We start from the raw sequence: 21891 nt of genomic DNA, 5'->3' as shown, positions 1-21891 counted from the left end.
ACAACATCTAGTATAATGAAGAAAGCATTATTATCCATTGAGGTACTTATTTTCCTATTCTATATTTTGATTGGATGTGAGCCGCCAGAAATCCTCCCCATTGAAAAAATAGCCACAGTGAACTTCAGTACCCCATCTGGGATTTTGGAGGAAAACAATACCGAGGGAATCACAGTTAGGCTTCACCTCAGCGTGGCTGCCGTGGAAAACGGGGAGGTTAGCATCAAACAAATCAACCGTGAAGATTTCAACCCGATCCGTACTTCTCCTGAAATTTCCTCTGAAGGGGTAATTAAACTCCCAGTGAGCAAGGGGAGCACTGAAATCAGTTTCAGGATTTTTCCTGTTAATGACGAATTAATAAGGGGACATCAAGAAGTCCAGTTTCAAATTGATGACCTTAGTTCCAAGCTGATTAAAGGGAGCATGGCATTTTATGAGCTGATGGTACTGGACGATGAACTTTCCGGGATGCTGAAAGCCTACGAAACGGAGGGAAGTACCGGCTATTACAAACAGGAATTTACCTATCATCCTTCGGGAAACTTACTGAGTGTGTCTTGGACTAACAATAAAAATCAAGCACAATCCGGTCAAAGAGCTTATTTGTTCAATGAAGGGGGACAGCTTCAGCAAATCTATTCCTTACCCGAAAATGAAACTCAAAAATTGTTTTACGAAGGTGACTTACTGGTCAAAAAGGAAAGGCATGCATATACCGATGATCTGGAATATGAAACCTATGTCTTTGATGAAAATGGTTCTTTGGCATACATTGCCTACAGAAAGAGATTGCATAATGGCAATGAGGAACTGAAGGGATACAGGGAATTCAGCTACTTTTCAAATGGTAATGTGAAAAGCATAGCCCATTTTGTCTTCAATTCTCCCGTAGAAGTGGAGATGATACAACGGATCTCCTATTCGGAATATACCCTTAATGACAATCCCCTACCCTATTATAACGGAATTCCAGGCTTGATCTACCAGCCCAAACTAGCTGGAAAAACCATTGTTGAAGAACAAGGGCAGACCTACACGTACTTTATGGATTACGCCATAAATAGTAATGGACTGGTGACCCAAAGAACGCTACGTGGGCCCATTGGCCAGGAGCTGACAAAATTCTTTTATTATTGATATGGTTCATTTCACCGTTCACATATTTATGTGATTTATGTATGGGAAGCCAACAATATTCCTTGCATTGCGTATCTTAGTTGCCCGACATGAAGCGACTATTGGCCATATTCCTTTTTTTATGGTTAAGCCAGGAAATCCTGGCCAATAGCAACCCATTTTTCAATCACCTAGGTGTCAAAAATGGCCTTGCCTCCAACCATGTGCTGTCCCTTTGGCAGGATAAAAAGGGTTTTATGTGGATAGGCACCTCCAATGGCCTCCAGCGTTACGATGGCAACAGTTTTATGTACTTCAGCATTCAAAAGCCTGAAATAGTACCCGCTATGCCCGTAAAACTCATTATGGAGGACAAAGAGGGGAACATGTGGATAAATTACGGAAGCCATTATGGAATATATAACCCTGCGGACCAGAGTTTCAGGGAAATCCCATTTGAAAAGGACGAAAACCGCTCCAAAGGGGAATTGCTCTACCAAGACAGCTATGGCAATATTTTTATAATACTGGTTCGCCAGAAAATACTTTGGTATAACCAAAGCAAAGGGGTCTTTACGGATCAAGAGATTCCTGTCCGGGTGCCTCAAAATTATCGGGTTAATAGGTTGTTTGAGGATACCAAAACCGGTTTTTACTGGATTGCCTGTGAGGAAGGTATGGCAGTCTATGACCCTAAGTCGGATAAGCTCTCGTACAGGGGCCATAATCCCGCTTCCTATCCCTTTATTGACCAGGAAGAATTTAAGATAGTCACCAGTTACCATATTGACAAAGACAGGAAACACTGGATCAGCTACTGGAGTCCTTTTGATCAGTTGTTTGCATCTTATAATGAAACCCTTGGGAAATACACCGATGATGCTACTTCCCTGAACCACAAAAATTTAGATTACAGGGAAATCCGCCACACCCTGGAAAGCAAGCGGGATGAACTTTGGAAATATGGGGTAAATGGACTCTACAAATTTGACTCGGAAGGCAATAAATTTGACCTTTTCCGATTTGAATATTTCAATTACAGTGAAATTTTTCAGGTGTATGAAGACAGGGAAGGAGCACTTTGGATCGCTACCGATGAGGGTTTATACCACTTTACTCACACTTCTATGGAGGTGGATTACTATTTCGCCCCCAAGCGGGAAATTTCCTATTCCTTTAATGCCGTGAGGGAAATCTTCCTTCCTAATAAAAGGCAAACTCAGTTTTGGATTGCAGATTGGGGAACAGGGATACATATATTGGATGAAAAATTGAAAGCCCGTCCTTCTGACCCTATTTACCGCCCACCTGCCCCAAAGATAGAGATCCGACAGACTTGGACTTTATGCCAGGATAAGCTTACTGGAAAGGTTTGGGTAGGCAATCAGGCTGGTTGGCTTCAATGGATAGACCCAGAGACTTTGGAAACTCACAATTTCAACTTTCCCATATTTGGTAAATCCACCATTCGAAGCATTGTGCAAGACGGAGAAGGCAATATTTGGTTTTCCACACAAAGAGGTGACCTTTTAAAATACAAGAAAGGAAGTCCACTGCTCAATGATTCCTTTGAAAAAGTGAGGGCGTTTAACGGTTACACCTTTATTAACATGGTGGACTCCAAAGACCGTCTCTGGGTAGGTTCTTCCCATGACGGTGCTTACTGTTTGGACTTGACTTCCGGGGAGGTTCTCCTCCACCTGGGAAAAAGCGTGTTCAGAAACAGTGCCATCACCAAAATGGCTCAGCTCAATGACAGCATCTTTTTCTTCGGGCATGAACTTCTGCACACCTTCAATGAGAAAAGTGGTGAAATACGCACCCTTTCTTATTCCGAGGGACTTGTCAGTAATGGTATAAATGCCATAGTTCCCGATAGCGACGCCTTCCTTTGGGTCTGCACTCCCAATGGCATCTGCAGATACAATTATTTTCAAAACTCCTTTACCAAATATGGCGAGAAAGACGGTTTTGGACAGGCAGAATTAGATGGTACTTCAGGCATAAAGTGTGCAAACGGAAAAATTCTTTTTTTGGGTTACAACTCCATGGTGCGGTTTAACCCCGTACATTTTAACCATAGCCTGAAACCAGAACGTCCTACTCTGACCTCTATAAAGCTCTTTGACCAGGCGATTTTTGTCGATTCCCTGACGACGGAGAAAAAAAGAACCTTCCGACACGACCAAAATGCCTTTACCTTCTACTTCAGTACCTTGAACTATACCTATCAGGACAAACTCAAATATTCCCACAGACTTTCGGGGATAGATAAGGACTGGAGGGGAAGTGGCAGCAGTAACATGGCAGTTTATTCCCTGCTACCACCTGGAGACTACATGTTGGAATTCAAAAGCGAAAACGAGGAACGTGTTTCTTCTGCCATAGGGACTTTTTATTTCAGGGTAACGCCCCCATTCTATGAAACCTGGTGGTTCAGGCTGGTTTTGGGATCGATGGGCATCGGCATAGTTTACACTTTTTTCCGGCTTAATCTCAACAGGATTCTTGCGGTAATGAAAGTCAGAAACCGAGTGGCCCGGGACCTTCATGATGACATGGGATCTACCCTCAGCACCATCAACATCCTCAGCAGTATGGCCAAGACCAAACTGCACACCGACCCGGTAAAGACTAGTGAATATCTTTCCAAAATATCCGAAAACAGCCAAAGGATGATGGAGGCCATGGACGATATTGTATGGAGTATCAAGCCCCAAAATGACAGCATGGAAAAGGTAGTAGCCCGTATGAGGGAGTTTGCCAATTCCGTATTGGAAGCCAAAGACATCGACTTCAAGTTTGAAGTTGAGGAAAAAATCTACCAGGTCAAAATCCCTATGGAAGCACGTAGAGACTTGTTTTTGATCTACAAGGAAGCGGTTAACAACCTGGCAAAATATGCACAGTGTAGTAGCGCATTCATCCAGTTTTCGATAAAGAAGAAAATGCTTCAAATGCTCGTCCAAGACTATGGAAAAGGCTTTAACCCAAAAAATGCGGACGAAGGAAATGGCCTAAACAACATGCAGAAAAGGGCAGAGAAAATGGGGGGTAAGCTCAGGGTATGTTCAAAGTTAGGCGAAGGGACACAGGTGATATTGAACATACCATTGCCGTAATTGAGCCTTGGTGTTTAAAAATCAGAAAGAAACCAACACCAAGAGCATAACAAAAGCATTATCCGATTAAAGTAACCCATATATGCGATTGAAGCAGCAGGTATAGGCAGGTAAATTTGGGGTAAAAATAGAGAAAGCATGATTAAAGTTTTGATTTACGAGGACAACCCACAGCTACGGGAAGGCCTCAGCATGTTGATAGATGGCAGTGAGGGATTTCGGGTATTGGCCTCCTTTAAAAACTGCTCAAACATCGCCTATGAGGTAGGTTCCTACAAGCCTGATGTGATCCTGATGGACATAGATATGCCGGGAGTGAACGGGCTGGAGGGGCTCAAAATAGTGCGGCAGCAAAACACCGAGGTGAGCATCCTGATGCTTACGGTGTTTGATGACAACAAAAACATATTTGAGGCACTTCAAAGTGGGGCTAACGGGTATATCCTAAAAAAGACACCTCCAGCTAAACTCCTGGAATACATACAGGAAGCGGCAACCGGTGGAGCACCCATGACAGCATCGGTAGCTGCCCAGGTACTGAAGATGTTTTCTTTAATACCTATTCCGGGAGACAACAACTATCACCTTTCAGAAAGGGAAAAACAGGTGTTACAGTTTTTGGTAAAGGGCTATTCCTACAAGATGATAGCAGCTGAGATGTTTATTGCCATGGACACGGTAAGAAGTCATATCAAGAAAATCTACGAGAAACTCCATGTCAACAGCAAGTCTGAAGCGGTAGCAAAAGCCTTCCGGGACAGGATAGTATAGAACAGATATTTTCCATAAGAGGTTGGATTTACCCATTTCTATGTATTTTATTTACAGAAAAAAACTGAATGATCAAATCCAGCAACCTAACTGAAGAATTTCCTGAAATTTTGAGTATTTGGGAGGCCTCTGTAAAAGCAACCCATCATTTTTTGTCACCTGAAAAGATACAGGATATCAAACAAATTATAGTAAGGGGAAACTTATTTGCTAAGGTGGAAATTTATTCCTATTTCGATTTAAATGGCAGGAGGTTAGGCTTTTTAGGGCTTTCCAAAAACAAAATCGAAATGCTGTTTATCCACCCTGATTTCAGGGGCAGTGGTGTAGGCAAGGCCCTTACCGAGTTTGCCTTATCAACCAAGAATATCCGAAGGGTAGATGTGAATGAGCAAAATGGCCAGGCGGTGGGCTTTTACAAAAAAATAGGTTTTAAGGTCATAAAGAGAAATCCATTGGATGCGGCAGGAAACCCTTTCCCAATTTTGGAAATGATATTTGAATGAGGCCTACATAAATGGGTGGTTTTTAAGGAGAGGAGCAACGATCAGGTGTAGGATTCAATCTGGTAATTGAATCAAATCCTTTTCGTTAACCCGGGCTTGAACGCCTGAAAAATTCTCATTCTATGAAAACCACATCGCTTTTATTGCTGGCATTCTTGTTCTGCCAGGCATGCATTGAAAACATCGATAACAAATTTCCAACCCCCAGCACCCCTCCTCCAGTAGGGGTACCCACAGGAATAGGCACACCCATAGGAGAACCTATTTCCCAGGTAATAGGCCCGGGAGGAGGAACCATTAGTTGGGAAAACGGAAAACATAAACTCGTATTCCCTCAAGGGGCCTTAACTTCCGAAACCCCAATAAGCATACAACCCATATCCCATACCTTGGATTTGGCAGTGGGTACAGCATTTGATTTCGGACCTGATGGGACTAGCTTTCAAAAACCAGTTGAATTGCATTTTCACTATACCGAGGAGGAACTCTCAGGATCAAGTCCTGAATGGATCCAGATTGCCTTTCAGGACGAAAAGAATATTTGGCAATCCTCAAGGAATTTAACAGTAGACAAAGCCAATAAAACCATTATTGCAAAACTCCCCCATTTCAGCAGATGGTCCTTTTTTGCTTCCGCCATGATTAAGCCGGGACAAAAAGCCCTGAGCGTATCCCAATCCTTCAATATGGAAGTGGTGGGTTATGAATACGAACTCAGCCTAAAGGACAATCCCAAATACAGAGACTTATTGGCTCCGCTTGCTCCTCCCAGTCTCATAGAAGGGCGTCTGATAAAAGAATGGCTCATTGACGGAAAAGTAAGTTTTACCAATTACGAGAAGGGAACATTGGTACCGGTAAACGATAACCGATCGAAGGTACGATACACTGCACCCGTGGCGGTGCCCGATGGGGAAACCGTGTCCGTGTCAGCTGAGTTGAACCTGGGCAAAGGAAAATTTCTACTGCTCTCTCAAATAACTATCCTTAACAATAACTCTTACAGTGTAGGTTCTTTTTCATTCACGAATGCTGAAACCTTTGTAGGAAGGGATGGAAACGTGCTGCACATCCATATGGGCAAAACCTCATCCTCAGGAATTGATTCTGCCATGGGCTTTGATATTCCTGGTTTTTCCGGATTGGGTTCTTATCCCTTTTCTTTATTGGTAAAAGGTGGTGTAGGTGTGGAATCCTTGAATAATTACCATGGATTTACAAGTATCGCCTTCAATGAAAAATCGGAACCCTATTATAATGGAAGCATTCAGATTACCGAAAGCAGTAATGAGGTGGGTGGAAATATTTCGGGAACCATTAGTGGGACCCTTTACGAACCAGGGGATTTGAATGCTTCCTTTTATATACCCCATGCTTTCCAAGCCTCTTTTGCCACTATCATCATGTATTAAGGGATGCTAGTTTTCTTGATGAGGTAAGAACTGATAATCACTCATTAATGAGAGAGGGTAGTGGGGTAATGCAACTTGCCCTTCTATCCTCAATCACCAACTAAAACAAAGGACCCCAGTTGTAGATGGTTCCATAGGGTGCTTTGGCCAATTTACCCATCTCAAGTTTCTATAACCCCTAACTTTTTTACGCCCAAAAAATTGGGGAAACACTCTGAATAACATAATTATAAATCATTTTTCATGACCCAACACAAACACTTTCACACATTTATGTGATTTCGAAACCAAGCTGAGTTTCGGAATTTTGGATATGATTTTTATCCATTTTTAAAGCAATACCAGAACCATGAAATCGAGCATAAGGAGAACGTCACACACTGGGATGATTATCGTTGCGAGATTCCCCCGAAACGAGTTCGGGGCAGGCTATATGACCGCTAAAAAGAAATTATAAACATATGAAATGTCTTAAAAATTATTCTGAGAACGACCTGTTCCTGGGCTGCCAGCAAAACATACCCTCGATTCAAAAAGAGGTGTATGAGCGCTATTCCCCAAAAATGTATGCCCTCTGCTTAAGGTATGTCAAAGAAACGGCTGCTGCGGAAGATGTGTTGATTGTGGGGTTTATGAAAGTTTTTGAACGCATCCAGCAGTTTAAGGGCAGTGGGAGCTTTGCAGGATGGATCAGAAAGATTATGGTAAATGAATGCCTGATGTACCTGGAAAAAGAAAAAAACCTTTACAAGGAAATAGGATTGGAGGGAATACTCCCTGCCCCGGTTACAGTGGCACCTACAGATGGCTTTGCCGTTGAGGACCTGATGAAATTGATCAATACCCTTCCGATAGGATATAGGACAGTATTTAACTTATACGCCCTGGAAGGCTACTCCCATCAGGAGATTGCACGGCAGTTGAACATCAGTGAAAACACTTCTAAATCCCAGTTGAGCCGGGCCAGGATACACCTGCAAAAAATGATCACCACAAAACCCTTAAAAAGAAACCCCATCCCTGCTAAGGTAAGTAGAGCTGATCTGGAGCCTTCCAATATCTATTAGGCAATTCATTAATTTGTCTTTGGCAATGACAAGTGAAATATCAACACCACTACCACACAATTATGTGATTGATTACCAGTAATTTAAAGTAAAAATTTGTAAAAAATTTAAATCTAAAAACCATGAAAAAAATCCTTATTCAAACATCCCTTCTTCTATTTATCGTAGGTTCATTAAGCTCCTGCTATACCCAAAGTTATATGGTGGGCGAAGGCCCTCAAAAAGGGGTAGAAACTGTAGAAAAAAGCCATTACCTTATCTATGGTTTGGCACCCATCAAGACTGCAGATCCGGTGAAAATGGCCTCCGGGGCATCGGATTATTCGGTGACCATTCAGCATAGCTTTGTTGATGGTCTTTTAAATGCCATCACCTTTGGGGTTTATTCCCCAACCACTACCAAGGTGATGAAATAAAAAAGAAGCCGGTGCTGAAAAGCCCGGCTTTTTTTAATTCTAGCAATAGGTTATTGGTAAAAAGGAATTTTCAACAAAATATGTTCCGTTCAATATTCACCTGGTCCAAAAAATATTCATCGTGGGAGACTACAAGAAGCGTCCCCTGATATTCGTTGATTGCGGAAGTCAGTATTTCTGAATTTTGAATATCTAAGTTATTGGTTGGCTCATCTAATACAATAATATCCGGCGATTGGCAGGTAATGGTGAGACAGCATAATAGTAAGCGCATTCTTTCTCCGCCGCTTAAAGCACTACAGGGTTTGTCCCAGAATTCCTTGGGAAATAAAAATCGGCTTAACCTGGTTTTAATTTCGTGTTCCTGTAAACCAGATACATTGTACTGCTGAGCTTGTTCGATTACTTTTAATTGGGTGTCGATAAGCGAATAATGCTGGTCAATATATACCGATTTGTTGTTGGCCCTATACACTGTTCCAACTTGTGGCTCCAAATCACCCAAAATCAGTTTAATCAAGGTGGTTTTTCCAGAACCGTTTAATCCCTTTATGGCAATTCGTTCACCACTGCAAATTTGAAAATTAAGGTTTTCATCCCAAAGGAATGGCGTAGTATAGCAAAAATTGATGGCTTTTGCGGAAAACAGTATTTTACCCTTGTGCAAGGTGGAATGGTCAAAACCGAATTTCATTTTATCCATACCCGGTAATTCAGCGCGCAATTCCTGTAATTCCTGGGAGATACCTCCTAGCTTATCGGCATGCACATTCTTGAATTTTGCTGTGCTTTTCTCAGCGTTGTTCCTCATTTGGTTCATGGCTATTCTGGGCATGCCCGCTTTTTCCTGCTTCTTTTTTCCTCTGTATGCTCTCCTTTGCTGTCGCTCCAATGTTTCCTGTTCCTTTTCTTTTGCTTTTCTTAAGGCTTTTTCATTTTCTTGAATATCATGACATAAGGCATTACGTGCTATTTCCTTTTGCTTCAAATAAAAATCATAATTTCCTCCATAAACCGTAATCCCCCCTTTGCTCAATTCTGCTACTTGATTCATAAGGTTTAGTAGTTTCCTGTTATGGCTTACCAGCAGTAAGGTACTGGATGTGGATTGAACAAACTCATACAAAAGTTGTCTTCCAAAGGTATCCAAATGGTTACTAGGTTCGTCCATTAAAACTAGTTTGGGTTGATGAATGGAAATCCCTGCCAGAAATACCTTTGTCTTTTGGCCTCCACTTAATCTCTCCAGTTTTTGCCTCAGCATCATTCCCCCTAGTTGCCATTCCTTCAGTGCTTCGATACATCGCTCTTCGATAGTCCAATCTTCCGCAAGTAAGGTGAAGTTTTCCTCGGTGGCCTTTCCCTCCAAAATTTCCTTTAACGCGATAATTTTATTGGATACCCCTAAAGCCTGTGCAACCGTAAGGTGGTCGTATTGTCCGAAAATCTGAGGGATAAAATAAGGCTCTGTATCCACTTTTAGAAAACCTCCAGTAGGAGACAATTCTCCTTGAATGATTTTCAACAAGGTGGACTTGCCTACACCGTTGTTTCCGATTAAAGCGATTTTGTCCTGAGGGTTTACTGTGAGACTTAGCTTGGCAAACAGCAAATCCTTATTGGGGAGTGCAAATGAAACGTTTTGTAAAACAAGCATAATTTCTTTCTTAAAAGGTTAACAAAATGGAAAAACCCCTGAAGGATCTGACCTTATTTGTGTCTGAAAGAAATTACAGCTTCATGTTCGTTTCTATTTTAGTGCGGATGCAAATATACGATTTTTCGAAAAATTTTTAATGAAAAAGTAGGTCAAAATGAGTTATCAACCCGCATATTGAACAACTCCTCGAGCAAACAATTATCCGCATATTCAAAAGTCTTTTTAATGGAAATCTTACTTCCCACGGTTCGCAATTCCAAAATCCGCTGAGGTTGGCTTTGACCCACATCTTTGACGTCCTTCCTAACCTCTGTTTGCCGAAATCCTTTCCTATGGGGACGAGGTAAGGGTGGATGGACCAGAAAGGCTAAAGGAAATTATCTGAAGGAAATCAGAAAACAGTTGGAAAGGAAGACATAACTAAGGGTACTGAATAAGCAAAATTTCATTTTTAGAAATTAGCATCACCAAATCCCTCTTAACGCATGCAATGTGGAATTACCCTTAAACCCTGTAAGTTTTACCTGGGAATAGGGAAACTCTGGAAACACAATTTCCGTCATGACCAGCTCTCCATCATTGATGAAAATCTCTATGGAAGAACGGTCCAGAAATAACCTTAGCTCGTCTATTTCCAGCCCATTAAGGGGAGCACTGTGAATGTCGCTGAAAGCCTCACTGAAATCGGTAATCCCGGATTTACTGCGGTCAAAGGTTACTCGATCCCCCTTTTTCTCAAAGACCACCTTTTCCCCATCTGCGTTACCTATCTCCAGGCTGAAGTCCCCCTGATCGGGAAATAAAATAAGTTCAGCCAGTTCGCTATCCAACTCCCATTCGATTCCTTCTTTTTTAATGCTGGACTCCCTTAGCTTTTCTACCTCTTTTAAGGGACTGGAGATCACCAGGTAATCCCCTTCCTGCTCAATCAGGTTAATTTCCCGGGGCAAGGTTTTAGCCGATCGCCAATTTTCGGTGGGCACCACATTGGCATAGGTCCAGTTACTCATCCATCCTATAAACAACCTTCTGCCGTCCTCATCTGGAATATTTGACCAGGTCACCCCGGCATAATTGTCTGCACCATAATCCAGCCATTTTACCTCACTGCTCTCTGTGAAAAAAGCCTTACCATCAAAATCCCCCACAAAATACTGGGTAGCTGATCCCCCATTGGGTCCGCCCGGGTTGATACTCACCAATAGCACCCATTTTTCCTCCCCAGACGGAGTAGTCAAAGGAAACAAGTCTGGGCATTCCCAGACCCCTCCATAGGCTGCCCAAGCAGGTTGAAAATCACTTTCATGCTTCCAATCCAATAGGTTGGAAGAAGAATAGAAACTGATCCGATCTTTCACTGCAAGGGACATGATCCATTTGTCCTCCATCCAGATCACTTTAGGATCCCTAAAGTCTCGAATGCCCGGATTACCCAAGACGGGATTCCCCTCATACTTGATCCAGTTCCTTCCCTTATCGGTACTATATGCGATACCCTGTGTTTGAAAATCATCCCGCTCTGCCTCTGCTCCCACAGGGTCGTGGTAGGTATAAATGGCCACTAGAGGTGGGTTTTCCGCTGTACCCAGGCCACTGCTGTTTTCAGCATCAAAGACGGCAGAACCGGAAAATATCCACCCCAAACTGTCCGGCTCAATGGCTATGGGAAGGTGTTCCCAATGGATAAGGTCCTCCGACACCGCATGTCCCCAGTGCATGGGACCCCAAACGTTGCTGTCCGGATAATGCTGGTAAAAAAGGTGGTATTCCCCCTCATAATACACCATACCGTTGGGGTCGTTCATCCACTGGGAAGGGGGAGTAAAGTGGTACTGTGGCCTAAAGGGCTCGTCAAACCTGCTTTCTTTGTCCGCAGACTCTTCAGAAGAGGAGCAGGCCAAGTTGAACGCAAGAAAAGCGAAAAGGAATTGGATATAATTTTTCATTTTGAAGGGTACTCAAGTTAATACTTTCGGAGAAAGAATGGGGAATATAAGAAAAAAAGGTGGTAACTGATAAGTGCAGTTTCATTAAAACAATAAGGGTTTTTCTAATTCATTCCAACTGCTTTTGGACCGAGCCAACTTTTCATTTTCCCAAGTTTGGCGGAATGGCTTCACAGCGTCATTTTGAATTTAAGTCGGATTACCGGAGAAGGTGAAAGCGGGATGAATTACAGAAGAAAAGAAGTTGCAGATGTTCCTATTGCACTGGGGGGATACCATAGAACTTTGAGAAATGACGGCCTTTGTTTTAATTTAAGCAATATTTCCTAAATTTAGAGAAGTTAGTTGACCATTTTAAAAGATCATGGATGAAAAAAGCGTTGATGATCATCTTCTATCCTGTATTATTTTTAATAGGAGCACTAATTTTATATTTAGTTGCAGCCGTACTTGCAATGCTTGTACCTGTAAATTCGTCTAAAATCTCCGAAGAAACGGACATAGAAATCTTTGTCCAAACCAATGGTCTTCATGCGGACTTCATTCTTCCTTCTAAAAACAGCGTGTATGATTGGGAGGCTTTACTCCCACTAGAAATGGAAACACAGGCAAAAATCAATCATATTGCCATAGGTTGGGGAGAAAAGAACTTTTATTTGAACACACCCACCATGAGTGACCTTACCTTTCCTACCCTTGTAAAAGCATTGTTTGTCCCCAGCGAAGCTGCTATGCACGTGGAACACAGAAGGTATAGGCCACCGACAAATGATGATGCCCGCAGTATCTGGATTTCTGAAGAAATGTACCGAACCCTGGTGGAATACATTTTGGAATATTTTGTCATAGAAGATGGCCAACCTAAGATTTTTCCGGGAAAAGGCTATCACGAGTACGATTCATTCTATGCGGCTCATGGCAAATACCACATGTTGTGGACGTGTAACAACTGGACAAATGCCGGCTTGAAGAAGATCGGTATTAAAAATTCCTTGTGGACTCCCATGGATTGGGGTGTGTTTTTTTACTTAGATTAGGGTAATTTTTAAACAAGTAGAGTTTTAGATTCCATTTTCAAAAGGATTTTAAAGATTATTTCGAGCCAAAAGTTCAACGGGTTTAGATAAAGGGACAACCTACCTTTCAAGCTCATTTTGAAATGCTTAACTACTTTTATAATTTATTATATTGTACGCTAAAAAAGCGTACATTTCTCGTTAAAATATTAATTGGACTAATGGCCAAAGACATATTAAAATATAAAAAAATACCTTTATCTATCGGACAGGCCATAAAGCCATGCATTTCTTCATCCTCCTACCATAAGCAATCACAATTAAAACCCGGCCGGAACAAAACTTGAATTCCTATCTTACTGCAAACCCTTATTTATATCCTCAAGCTTGGCCTTACCGGGGCATAGGGTAGATTCGTCCATATGGTTCAGGGGGGTGTCGTTAGTGTCCAGAATCCCATGCAAATCCCCATAGTCTGTGTTGAGGTATAGGAGCCCAGTAAGCACCTGCTCATTTTCTCTAGCCCGTTCTATGGCGTTCATGGCAGATATCCGGTTTTTCGGGTCCCAGTCATTGGCCAATTTGCTTAATTCCAATTCGGTACCATCGTGTAAGGCTACCCTGGCCACTGTACCCTGCTCATAATCCACAGCGATGGGTTCTTTTTCCATCACTAAATCCATGAGGGAGGTAACCCCTAGGTGACCACGCACATAATCATAGGATTTTGTGGAGCCCACGTTATTATTGAAGGTGACACAAGGTGAAATCACATTGATGAATGCAAAACCAGTGTGATGGATAGCTGCTTTTATCAGGGGTACCAACTGCCCCTTGTCCCCACTGAAACTCTGCGCTACAAAAGTAGCTCCGAGTTCTACTGCCATGCTTGCCAGGTCAACAGGAAGAAAAGGATTGATAGACCCTGCCTTGCTCTTGGAACCCTTGTCAGCTGTAGCCGAATCCTGTCCCTTGGTCAGGCCATAACAACCGTTATTCATGACCAGATACACCATATTCAGGTTCCTTCTGATAGCATGTACAAACTGCCCCATACCTATGGAGGCCGTATCCCCATCCCCCGACACGCCGAAATACACCAGGTCCTTATTAGCCAAATTGGCACCTGTGGCCACGGAGGGCATGCGCCCATGCACAGAGTTAAACCCATGGGAATTCCCCAAAAAATAAGCAGGAGTCTTGGAGGAACACCCTATCCCGCTGATTTTGGCCACCCGATGGGGTTCTATAGAAAGGTCATAGCAAGCCTGTACGATAGCCGCACTGATGCTGTCGTGCCCACACCCCGCACATAAGGTGGAAAGCGCTCCCTCGTATTCCTTTAAAGTATAGCCGATTTTATTCTTTGGCAACTTGGGGTGCCTAAACAAGGGTTTGATATAAGTCATGTTGCAAGAGATTTTCTTGGTAAAGGTAAGCAGCGATGGCCTTGGCAATGGCATCAGCCGTGATGGGCATTCCATCAAAATTCAATACAGGAATAAGCTTAGCCGGAGAGACGGACAACTCATTGATCAACAAAGTCCTCATTTGTCCATCCCGGTTTTGCTCTATTACAAATAGCACATGATGGTTTTCCACAAATGCCTTCACACGCTCGTGAAAAGGAAAAGCCTTGATCCTTAGTCCGTCCATTCCTATGCCCTTGGCGGTAAGTATATCCTTGGCCTCCTCCGCAGAAAAGGTTGACGTCCCGAAAAACAACATGCCAAACTCGCTGGTCTTTTCCTTTTGATATTCCTGCGGAGGAGGAACCATTTTCTTTGCGGTTTCCCATTTTTTTAAGAGCCTCTCCATGTTTCTTTGGTAGGCCTTATGGTCTTCAGTATACACCGCATACTCATCCCTAGAGGTACCCCTGGTGGTAAATGCCCCTTTGGTAGGATGTGTTCCGGCTATGGTTCTATAGGGAATGCCATCCCCATCTGTATCCAGGTACCTACCGAACCTGCCCATGCTTTCCAGTTCCTCTGCACTATGGACTTTACCTCTTTTGTACGTTCGCTTTTTGTCCCAGGAAAAGGGTTCGCTGATATGATCATTCATACCCAGGTCCAGGTCGGTCATGAGAATTACGAGGGTTTGTAGCTCTTCAGCCAGATCAAAACTCTCTGCGCACAAATCGAAGCATTCCTTGGGAGTGGAGGGAAAAAGCAGTACATGCTTGGTATCCCCATGGGAAGCATAGGCCGCCAGCAAGATGTCCGATTGCTGGGTTCTGGTGGGCATGCCCGTGCTAGGCCCCGCCCTTTGCACGTCAATAAGCACAGCGGGAATCTCCGCAAAATAGGACAAGCCCATGAATTCGTTCATCAGGGACACCCCAGGGCCGCTGGTGGCGGTAAACGCCCTGGCCCCGTTCCAATTGGCACCTATCACCATTCCTATGGCAGCCAATTCATCCTCAGCCTGCACAATGGCATAATTCTTTTTTCCGGTCTTTTCGTCCACCCTGTATTTCTCCGCGAATTTTTCAAAGGCCTCGGCCACGGAGGTGGAAGGGGTAATAGGGTACCAGGCCACTACGGTGGCTCCTGCATACAGGGCTCCCAGGCCACATGCAGTATTGCCATCTACCATGATTTTGTCCCCTATCAGGTCCCTTCGCTCCAAATGGAAGGGCAATGGGTATTCAAAGTGTTCTTCTACATAGCCAATACCCAGTTTCAAAGCTTGAATATTCGGGGGTACTAGTTTCTCCTTACCTGCAAACTGCTCGTTCAAGAGTTGCACCAATACTTCAAACTCAATTTTTAGCAGAACAGACAATGCCCCTACATAAATGATGTTCTTAAACAGTTGCCGTTGTCTTGGGTTTGCAAAATTTTCATTACAAAGGGCCATCATGGGAATGCCCAGATAATGAATGTCCGGCCTCACCAACTCTCCGGGAAGTCTTTTTGTGCTATCATATATCAAATAGCCTCCGGGCTTTACACATTCGATGTCCTGCACCAAACTCTGGGCATTTACCGCCACCATCAGATCTATGCCCTCCCTTCTCCCAAGGTATCCTTTCTCACTCACCCTCACCTCATACCAGGTGGGAAGGCCTTGTATGTTGGAGGGAAAAATGTTTTTTGGGGTAACGGGTATGCCCATCCTGAAAATGGATTTAGCAAAAAGAAAATTGGCACTCGCTGAGCCTGTGCCATTCACATTCGCGAATCTTACGATAAAATCATTAACCCCTACAGGGGTGTTGTTTTTTGAAACTTCCTGTATCATAGTTGATGGGCTTTGGTCACACTGTAAAAAAACTTCTGCATGTCCCATGCAGAGGTTGGGCAGCGCTCCGCGCATAGGCCGCAATGCAAGCATACATCTTCGTCTTTGACCATCACCCTACCCGTAGCCAGTTTGTCTGACACCAAAATATCCTGGGTAGGATTTTCTGCAGGTACCAACAACTTTTTCCTTAGATCGGTCTCCTTTTCTTCATTACTGGTAAAAGTGATACAGGAAGTGGGACAGATATCCATACAGGCATCACATTCTATGCAGAGATTTTCGCTAAAAACCGTCTGAACATCACAGTTAAGGCAGCGTTGTGCTTCTTTAAACCCCAATGGAGGGGCAAACCCCAACTCCACCTCCATCCTTCTGTCTTTCAAGGTCACGGCCTTGGCCGCCTGAGGCACCACGTACCTTTTGTCAGCAGCCACGGCGGAATCATAACTCCACTCGTGAATACCCATTTTTTGACTTATCAAGTTCACATAGGGAGAGGGGCGGTCGTGAATATCCTTGCCCTCGCACATCAGGTGTATGGATACCGCCGCTTGGTGCCCATGGGCAACTGCGGTGATCACGTTCTCAGGGCCAAATGCAGAGTCTCCCCCAAAAAACACCTTGGGATGGGTGGACTGAAAGGTAACCTTGTCCACCACAGGCATTTCCCATTCGTCAAACTTTAGGCCTATATCCCTTTCTATCCAGGGAAAACTGTTTTCCTGGCCAATGGCAATCAGAACCTCATCGGCAGGAATAAAGACATCCTCCTCACCGGTAGGCAAAAGTTGGCGCTTCCCCTTTTCATCATACACGGCCTTCACTTTTTGGAACTTCATTCCTACAAGCTTGCCGTTTTCCATCTCAAAGCTTAGCGGAACATGGTTGTCCAGGATTTCCACGTCCTCGTGCATGGCATCCTCTTTTTCCCAGGGCGAAGCTTTCATATCCTTGAAGGGGCTTCGCACCACCACTTTTACCTGCTCTCCCCCAAGTCGCCTGGAGGTACGACAACAGTCCATGGCAGTGTTTCCCCCACCCAACACAATTACCCGCTTACCGATGGAATCAACATGCTCGAAGGCCACGTTTGCCAACCATTCTATGCCTATATGAATAAAAGGATCCCCTTCTTTCCTTCCAGGTAGTTTTGGCAGATCCCTGCCCCTAGGTGCACCCGTGCCCACGAATACCGCATCATAATCCTGCTCTAGAACCTCCTTCAAGCTTTCCACATAAGTAAAAAACTGGGTATGTATGCCCATTTCCAAAATATAGTTGACCTCCTCGTTCAGCACCTCTTCGGGCAACCTGAAGGCAGGTATTTGGCTCCTCATCATGCCTCCACCCGCTATCTGCTCATCGAACATATGGATTTCGTACCCCAATGGGGCAAGGTCCCTAGCCACAGTTAGGGAGGCAGGGCCGGCTCCAATAAGAGCAATCCTTTTGCCATTGGGGGCAAATGGCCCTTGGGGCATCCTTGATTTCACCTCCCCTTTGTTATCCGCGGCCACCCTTTTCAGCCTGCATATAGCTACGGGCTCCTCCTCCACCCTAACCCTTCTGCAGGCAGGTTCACAGGGACGGTCACAGGTACGGCCAAGGATTCCGGGAAATACATTGGATTCCCAATTGATCATATATGCCTCGGTGTATTTTTCCGCTGCAATCAAACGTATGTACTCGGGAACGGGAGTATGTGCAGGACAGGCATATTGACAGTCCACCACCTTGTGATAATATTCCGGGTTATTAGTGTCAGTAGGCTTCATGGCTATTTGGGTTTATGTTACAAGCCTTTATACTTTTAACGGATAATCTTATAAAATTATCTTGACAAAGCAAATTTTATTAGGTGTATTTTCCATGCAAGCCAATTAAAAAATTAAAACTAAATCCATTTATCCGTCAACTTTTTTATTTAGGGAATAGAAGGATTCGCGGCACTTGGCATAGATCTCTTTTTCATCCAACCCAAGAAACTTCCCTTCATGCCTGAGTAGCCTACCGTCCACCCAAACCGATGACACATTAGAGGGCTGGGCGGCTTCCACAAGCAAGGAAGGTATATGCGTCATAAATCCCATATTGGGGCTTTCCGTATTTATAAGAATGAGATCCGCTTTTTTTCCTTTGGAAAGGCTGCCTGTTTCCTGATCCAGACCTAAGGTTTTTGCCCCTTCAATCGTTGCCATTTCCAGCACCCTGACAGCATCTGTAGCAAATTCATCCTCTTTCAGGGCCGTGGCCAAATTTAACATGGTCTTCATGATGGCAAACATATCCGCATTTCCTGTCAAGGTGGTGGTGTCCACTGAAAGCCCCAAGGGGGTACCCGCTTTAAGGGATTCCAAAATTGGGGGAAACCCATACCCTATGCGTAACTCCGAAAAGGGAGAGATGCTCAAAGAAGCTCCCTTTTCCGTCATTTGGCCTATTTCAGCCTGGCTTGCTCCCATTCCGTGCACCAATTGCATATCTGGCCCAAGCAGGTTTTCTTCCAAGAGTCTTTGTAATATCTCTGGGGCACTGGCATGTACCGAAACAGGGAGCCCCAAGCCCCTTGCAATCTCCAGCTCTTTCATCCCCACTTTAGCTTTACTGTCTATTCCAGGATGCCCTCCAATACCCCTCCAGGCCATTCCCAAATGCAACAAGCTCTCGGTGCTGTACCCACTCCAATTTTCTTGTAGCTGCCTCAACAAATCCAGATCCACCATTTCCTCACCATCTTGACCGGAAGCCGCACCTGCTGAGTACCTACCCCTAATACCCAGATCACCGAGGGCGCGAATGCTGGCCTCTGCATGAGCCTTGCTCCGCACATTATGACTCCAATCGTGCAGGGTGGTGATCCCGGAATACAAAGCTTCCATCCCGGATAGCATGGTCGCCCAATACATGTCTTCCGGGGTGAAATAGGGACCGAAGTTCCTAGTAGTCTCAAAATACCCCTCCCCCGGAGATGCGGTGGCCATACTTCTGAGCAAGGACGTCCAGATGTGCCAGTGCGTTTCCACAAAACCCGGTAATGCAATTTTGCCCTTGGCTGAAATGGTCTTGGCACTGCTGTGCTCCAACTTTTTGCCTATGGCCTCTATTCTCCCGTTACGGATCAGAATATCCCCATTCTGCATCTCTCCTATTTCCTTATCCATACTCAGAATGCTCGCATCCTTTATTAAAAAATCTTCTCGTCTAGGTAATGTTGGGATGAACCTGGCTACGGGGTTTTTAGGTAAACTTAAATAGGGTGCAAGCAGAACCAAACCTGATTGCTGTAAAAATTTGCGGCGGCCAGAAGAATTGTCGTAGTAGGTACCCATGGTCATTGTTTTTTCTTCACTATTTGCAATAATTATGCGAACTTGTTCCGTTCTCATCGACCGCACAGGATTTCTGGGGCCTCCCCTCCTCCCCTTAGCCGATAACTTGCCATTTATTACCACCTTGCACCCCAAAAGTTCTCAAATTTCAAAAATTGAAGTAGCTTTGAATCTTGAATTTTATGCGGGTATCGTGCAACCTTGAACACTACTCATGAGTCAGCTCAAAAAATTAGCCGGGCAATCTGCAGTTTACGGCATCAGCAGCATCCTTGGCAAAACCATTAATTTTTTGCTCATCCCCCTATACACCGGTTATTTGACTAAGGAGGACCTGGGTAGTTTTACCATGATTTATGCCCTGATCGCCTTTCTCAATGTCATCTTCACCTTTGGCATGGAGACCGCCTATTTCCGTTTTGCTACCGGGAAGGGCCTGAACCCGGAGCGGGTATTCAACAACGCTCATTCCATGGTGGGGTTGGTAGCCCTTATCATGGGAACTGTCATCTACCTCTCTGCAGATGGGCTGGCCGAATTGCTGGAATATCCTGGCCAGGGGCACTTGTTCAGGTGGGTGGCCTTTATCCTGTGCATAGATGCTTTGATGGCCATTCCCTATGCGAAATTGCGAATAGAAGGAAGAGCCTTGTCCTTTGCCCTGATTAAATTGCTAAACATTTGCCTAAATGTTGCCCTAAACATCTTTTTTATTGTCTTCTGTTACCACGTTTTCCATGGTGAGTGGTTCCCGGAATGGCAATCCATAGTGCAAGTAATTTACAACCCGGATTGGGGGGTGGATTATATACTCCTTTCCAATGTCCTGGCGAATGCACTGGTGCTTCCCCTCCTGTTTTTGCTGGTTAGAAACCTGGGAATCAAGCTGGAAAGGGAAATCCTAGCCCCCATGTGGCAATATGCCATGCCCTTGCTTTTTATGGGGCTGGCAGGTGTTACTAATGAAGTGTTTTCTAGGGGACTATTTGAATATGCACTGCCGGAGGGCTTTTATGAGGGCCTTAGCACCAGGGAGGCAGGGGGTATTTTCGGGGCGAACTTCAAGCTGGCCATATTTATGAACCTTATTATTCAGGCCTTTAAGTATGCTGCAGAACCCTTCTTTTTTCAGCAAGCCACCAATAAGGAAAGTCCTCAGGTATTTGCTCGGGTCATGCATTGGTTTATAATTTTCTGTACATTTCTCATGGTAGCGGTGGCTGTGAATTTGGATGTGATTGGGGGCCTGTTTTTTCAGGCGGAGGGTTATGAGACAGGACTGAGCATGGTACCTTTGTTGCTGATGGGTTATTTGTTTTTGGGGATTTATTATAACCTGAGCATTTGGTTTAAGCTGACTGACCAGACTTCCTACAGCTTCTACATTACTGCCATTGGTGCCGTAGTTACGGTAGCAGTAATCTTCACATTGGTACCCATCTGGGGTTTTATGGGTGGAGCAATGAGCACCTTCGCCTCTTATGGAGTAATGTGCATCCTTTGCTACCGACTTGGACAACGTTATTATCCTATCCCTTATCAAACCAAAAAAGCGATAGTTATTTTGGTTGTGGCCTTTGTTTTCAGCTATTCGGGATTTCTTATCCATACCGGAAATATTTTTTTAGATTTTTTTATTCATAATTTGTTTATCATTGCATACGGTTTTTTCGTTTTCACCTTGGAGAAAAAGGAATTAACTTTGCTTTTTGCGCGATTCAGGAAAAAATAAACATGGAAATAAAAGTAATTAACAAGTCCAAGCACCCTCTTCCCCACTATCAAACCGCCCAATCTGCAGGAATGGACCTTAGGGCTGATCTGGAAAAACCTATTGTCATTTTGCCTTTGGAGCGAAAGCTTATAGGCACTGGATTATACATTGCCCTACCTAAAGGGTATGAGGCTCAGATAAGGCCTCGCAGCGGCTTGGCCTACAAAAACGGAATTACAGTGTTAAACTCCCCGGGTACCATAGATGCCGATTACAGGGGTGAGATCAAGGTGCTTTTGATCAATCATTCACAGGAACCATTTACGGTGTTTGACGGGGAGCGTATAGCCCAATTAGTGGTGGCTAAGTACGAACAAATTTCTTGGCAGGAATCCATGGAATTGGATGAGACAGTAAGGGGTTCTGGTGGTTATGGAAGTACTGGAAAGTAAATGGTGCTTAGGGGTAAATGGAACCAAATTGGCTAGGCAATTGTAGCAGATTGGAAACCAAAAGTAAAATTTCGGGTTTAACCTAGGCGGGGAGATATAATAGATCGCA

At 44.1% G+C, this 21891-nt stretch carries 16 protein-coding genes; 10 read left to right on the top strand and 6 right to left on the bottom strand.

The features are described from left to right. The first annotated feature begins 15 nt into the window (after window positions 1–15). The 7 genes from DB520_RS08275 to DB520_RS08245 all read left to right on the top strand — a co-directional run bounded on the left by DB520_RS08275 (window position 16) and on the right by DB520_RS08245 (window position 8413). Window positions 16–1140, top strand: coding sequence for a hypothetical protein (locus DB520_RS08275; RefSeq protein WP_114749216.1), 1125 nt, complete (start codon window positions 16–18; stop codon window positions 1138–1140). A gap of 89 nt (window positions 1141–1229) precedes the next feature. Next, a complete protein-coding gene (locus DB520_RS08270) occupies window positions 1230–4241 on the top strand; it encodes a sensor histidine kinase (protein ID WP_114749215.1) in 3012 nt (1003 codons plus the stop codon). Window positions 4242–4379: 138 nt separating this feature from the next. Then, window positions 4380–5012: a response regulator gene (locus DB520_RS08265; protein ID WP_114749214.1), complete on the top strand. Its 633-nt coding sequence runs from the start codon at window positions 4380–4382 to the stop codon at window positions 5010–5012. A 68-nt stretch (window positions 5013–5080) separates the two neighbouring features. Beyond that, complete coding sequence (locus tag DB520_RS08260) at window positions 5081–5518, top strand: GNAT family N-acetyltransferase (protein ID WP_114749213.1); 438 nt, start codon at window positions 5081–5083, stop codon at window positions 5516–5518. A 122-nt stretch (window positions 5519–5640) separates the two neighbouring features. Then, window positions 5641–6930: a hypothetical protein gene (locus tag DB520_RS08255; RefSeq protein ID WP_114749212.1), complete on the top strand. Its 1290-nt coding sequence runs from the start codon at window positions 5641–5643 to the stop codon at window positions 6928–6930. A 461-nt stretch (window positions 6931–7391) separates the two neighbouring features. Further along, on the top strand, window positions 7392–7997 hold the full coding sequence (locus DB520_RS08250) for an RNA polymerase sigma factor (RefSeq protein ID WP_114749211.1): 606 nt from the start codon (window positions 7392–7394) through the stop codon (window positions 7995–7997). Window positions 7998–8119: 122 nt separating this feature from the next. Then, the gene (locus tag DB520_RS08245; protein ID WP_114749210.1) at window positions 8120–8413 is read left to right on the top strand and encodes a Bor family protein; all 294 of its coding nucleotides are present in this window, start codon (window positions 8120–8122) and stop codon (window positions 8411–8413) included. Between the two features lie 70 nt (window positions 8414–8483). Here the strand turns inward: DB520_RS08245 and abc-f are convergent, their stop codons facing one another. Next, window positions 8484–10070, bottom strand: coding sequence for a ribosomal protection-like ABC-F family protein (gene abc-f, locus DB520_RS08240; protein WP_114749209.1), 1587 nt, complete (start codon window positions 10068–10070; stop codon window positions 8484–8486). 467 nt (window positions 10071–10537) lie between these two features. Then, window positions 10538–12019: a glycoside hydrolase family 32 protein gene (locus DB520_RS08235; RefSeq protein ID WP_114749208.1), complete on the bottom strand. Its 1482-nt coding sequence runs from the start codon at window positions 12017–12019 to the stop codon at window positions 10538–10540. 368 nt (window positions 12020–12387) lie between these two features. Between DB520_RS08235 and DB520_RS08230 the strand changes: the two genes are divergently transcribed. Then, window positions 12388–13056, top strand: coding sequence for a TIGR02117 family protein (locus tag DB520_RS08230; RefSeq protein ID WP_114749207.1), 669 nt, complete (start codon window positions 12388–12390; stop codon window positions 13054–13056). A gap of 335 nt (window positions 13057–13391) precedes the next feature. Here DB520_RS08230 and DB520_RS08225 read toward each other — a convergent pair whose 3' ends face one another. The 4 genes from DB520_RS08225 to DB520_RS08210 form a co-directional block, all read right to left on the bottom strand. Then, on the bottom strand, window positions 13392–14444 hold the full coding sequence (locus tag DB520_RS08225; RefSeq protein WP_114749206.1) for a 2-oxoacid:ferredoxin oxidoreductase subunit beta: 1053 nt from the start codon (window positions 14442–14444) through the stop codon (window positions 13392–13394). Beyond that, window positions 14419–16284: a 2-oxoacid:acceptor oxidoreductase subunit alpha gene (locus tag DB520_RS08220; RefSeq protein WP_198675271.1), complete on the bottom strand. Its 1866-nt coding sequence runs from the start codon at window positions 16282–16284 to the stop codon at window positions 14419–14421. The genes DB520_RS08225 and DB520_RS08220 overlap by 26 nt, the downstream gene beginning before the upstream one ends. After that, on the bottom strand, window positions 16281–18062 hold the full coding sequence (locus DB520_RS08215) for an FAD-dependent oxidoreductase (RefSeq protein WP_114749425.1): 1782 nt from the start codon (window positions 18060–18062) through the stop codon (window positions 16281–16283). The genes DB520_RS08220 and DB520_RS08215 overlap by 4 nt, the downstream gene beginning before the upstream one ends. A 129-nt stretch (window positions 18063–18191) precedes the next feature. Beyond that, window positions 18192–19673, bottom strand: a complete 1482-nt coding sequence (locus tag DB520_RS08210; RefSeq protein ID WP_157971985.1) for an amidohydrolase family protein — start codon at window positions 19671–19673, stop codon at window positions 18192–18194. A gap of 157 nt (window positions 19674–19830) precedes the next feature. Here DB520_RS08210 and DB520_RS08205 point away from each other — a divergent pair, with 157 nt between their 5' ends. Both DB520_RS08205 and dut read left to right on the top strand, forming a co-directional pair. Next, window positions 19831–21348, top strand: coding sequence for a lipopolysaccharide biosynthesis protein (locus DB520_RS08205; protein ID WP_114749203.1), 1518 nt, complete (start codon window positions 19831–19833; stop codon window positions 21346–21348). 2 nt (window positions 21349–21350) lie between these two features. Continuing rightward, a complete protein-coding gene (gene dut, locus DB520_RS08200) occupies window positions 21351–21782 on the top strand; it encodes a dUTP diphosphatase (protein WP_114749202.1) in 432 nt (143 codons plus the stop codon). Window positions 21783–21891 lie beyond the last annotated feature (109 nt).

The sequence above is a fragment of the Pleomorphovibrio marinus genome, assembly GCF_003347495.1.
Lineage (GTDB): Bacteria > Bacteroidota > Bacteroidia > Cytophagales > Cyclobacteriaceae > Pleomorphovibrio > Pleomorphovibrio marinus.
The sequence above is the reverse complement of the archived record's forward strand: the minus strand, read 5'-3'. Positions and strand labels throughout refer to the sequence as shown.

Excerpts from the sequence above, each read along its gene's own strand:
- DB520_RS08275 (WP_114749216.1), top strand. The coding sequence starts at position 16 with ATGAAGAAAGCATTATTATCCATTGAGGTACTTATTTTCCTATTCTAT.
- DB520_RS08270 (WP_114749215.1), top strand. The coding sequence starts at position 1,230 with ATGAAGCGACTATTGGCCATATTCCTTTTTTTATGGTTAAGCCAGGAA.
- DB520_RS08265 (WP_114749214.1), top strand. The coding sequence starts at position 4,380 with ATGATTAAAGTTTTGATTTACGAGGACAACCCACAGCTACGGGAAGGC.
- DB520_RS08260 (WP_114749213.1), top strand. The coding sequence starts at position 5,081 with ATGATCAAATCCAGCAACCTAACTGAAGAATTTCCTGAAATTTTGAGT.
- DB520_RS08255 (WP_114749212.1), top strand. The coding sequence starts at position 5,641 with ATGAAAACCACATCGCTTTTATTGCTGGCATTCTTGTTCTGCCAGGCA.
- DB520_RS08250 (WP_114749211.1), top strand. The coding sequence starts at position 7,392 with ATGAAATGTCTTAAAAATTATTCTGAGAACGACCTGTTCCTGGGCTGC.
- DB520_RS08245 (WP_114749210.1), top strand. The coding sequence starts at position 8,120 with ATGAAAAAAATCCTTATTCAAACATCCCTTCTTCTATTTATCGTAGGT.
- abc-f (WP_114749209.1), bottom strand. The coding sequence starts at position 10,070 with ATGCTTGTTTTACAAAACGTTTCATTTGCACTCCCCAATAAGGATTTG.
- DB520_RS08235 (WP_114749208.1), bottom strand. The coding sequence starts at position 12,019 with ATGAAAAATTATATCCAATTCCTTTTCGCTTTTCTTGCGTTCAACTTG.
- DB520_RS08230 (WP_114749207.1), top strand. The coding sequence starts at position 12,388 with ATGAAAAAAGCGTTGATGATCATCTTCTATCCTGTATTATTTTTAATA.
- DB520_RS08225 (WP_114749206.1), bottom strand. The coding sequence starts at position 14,444 with ATGACTTATATCAAACCCTTGTTTAGGCACCCCAAGTTGCCAAAGAAT.
- DB520_RS08220 (WP_198675271.1), bottom strand. The coding sequence starts at position 16,284 with ATGATACAGGAAGTTTCAAAAAACAACACCCCTGTAGGGGTTAATGAT.
- DB520_RS08215 (WP_114749425.1), bottom strand. The coding sequence starts at position 18,062 with ATGAAGCCTACTGACACTAATAACCCGGAATATTATCACAAGGTGGTG.
- DB520_RS08210 (WP_157971985.1), bottom strand. The coding sequence starts at position 19,673 with ATGAGAACGGAACAAGTTCGCATAATTATTGCAAATAGTGAAGAAAAA.
- DB520_RS08205 (WP_114749203.1), top strand. The coding sequence starts at position 19,831 with ATGAGTCAGCTCAAAAAATTAGCCGGGCAATCTGCAGTTTACGGCATC.
- dut (WP_114749202.1), top strand. The coding sequence starts at position 21,351 with ATGGAAATAAAAGTAATTAACAAGTCCAAGCACCCTCTTCCCCACTAT.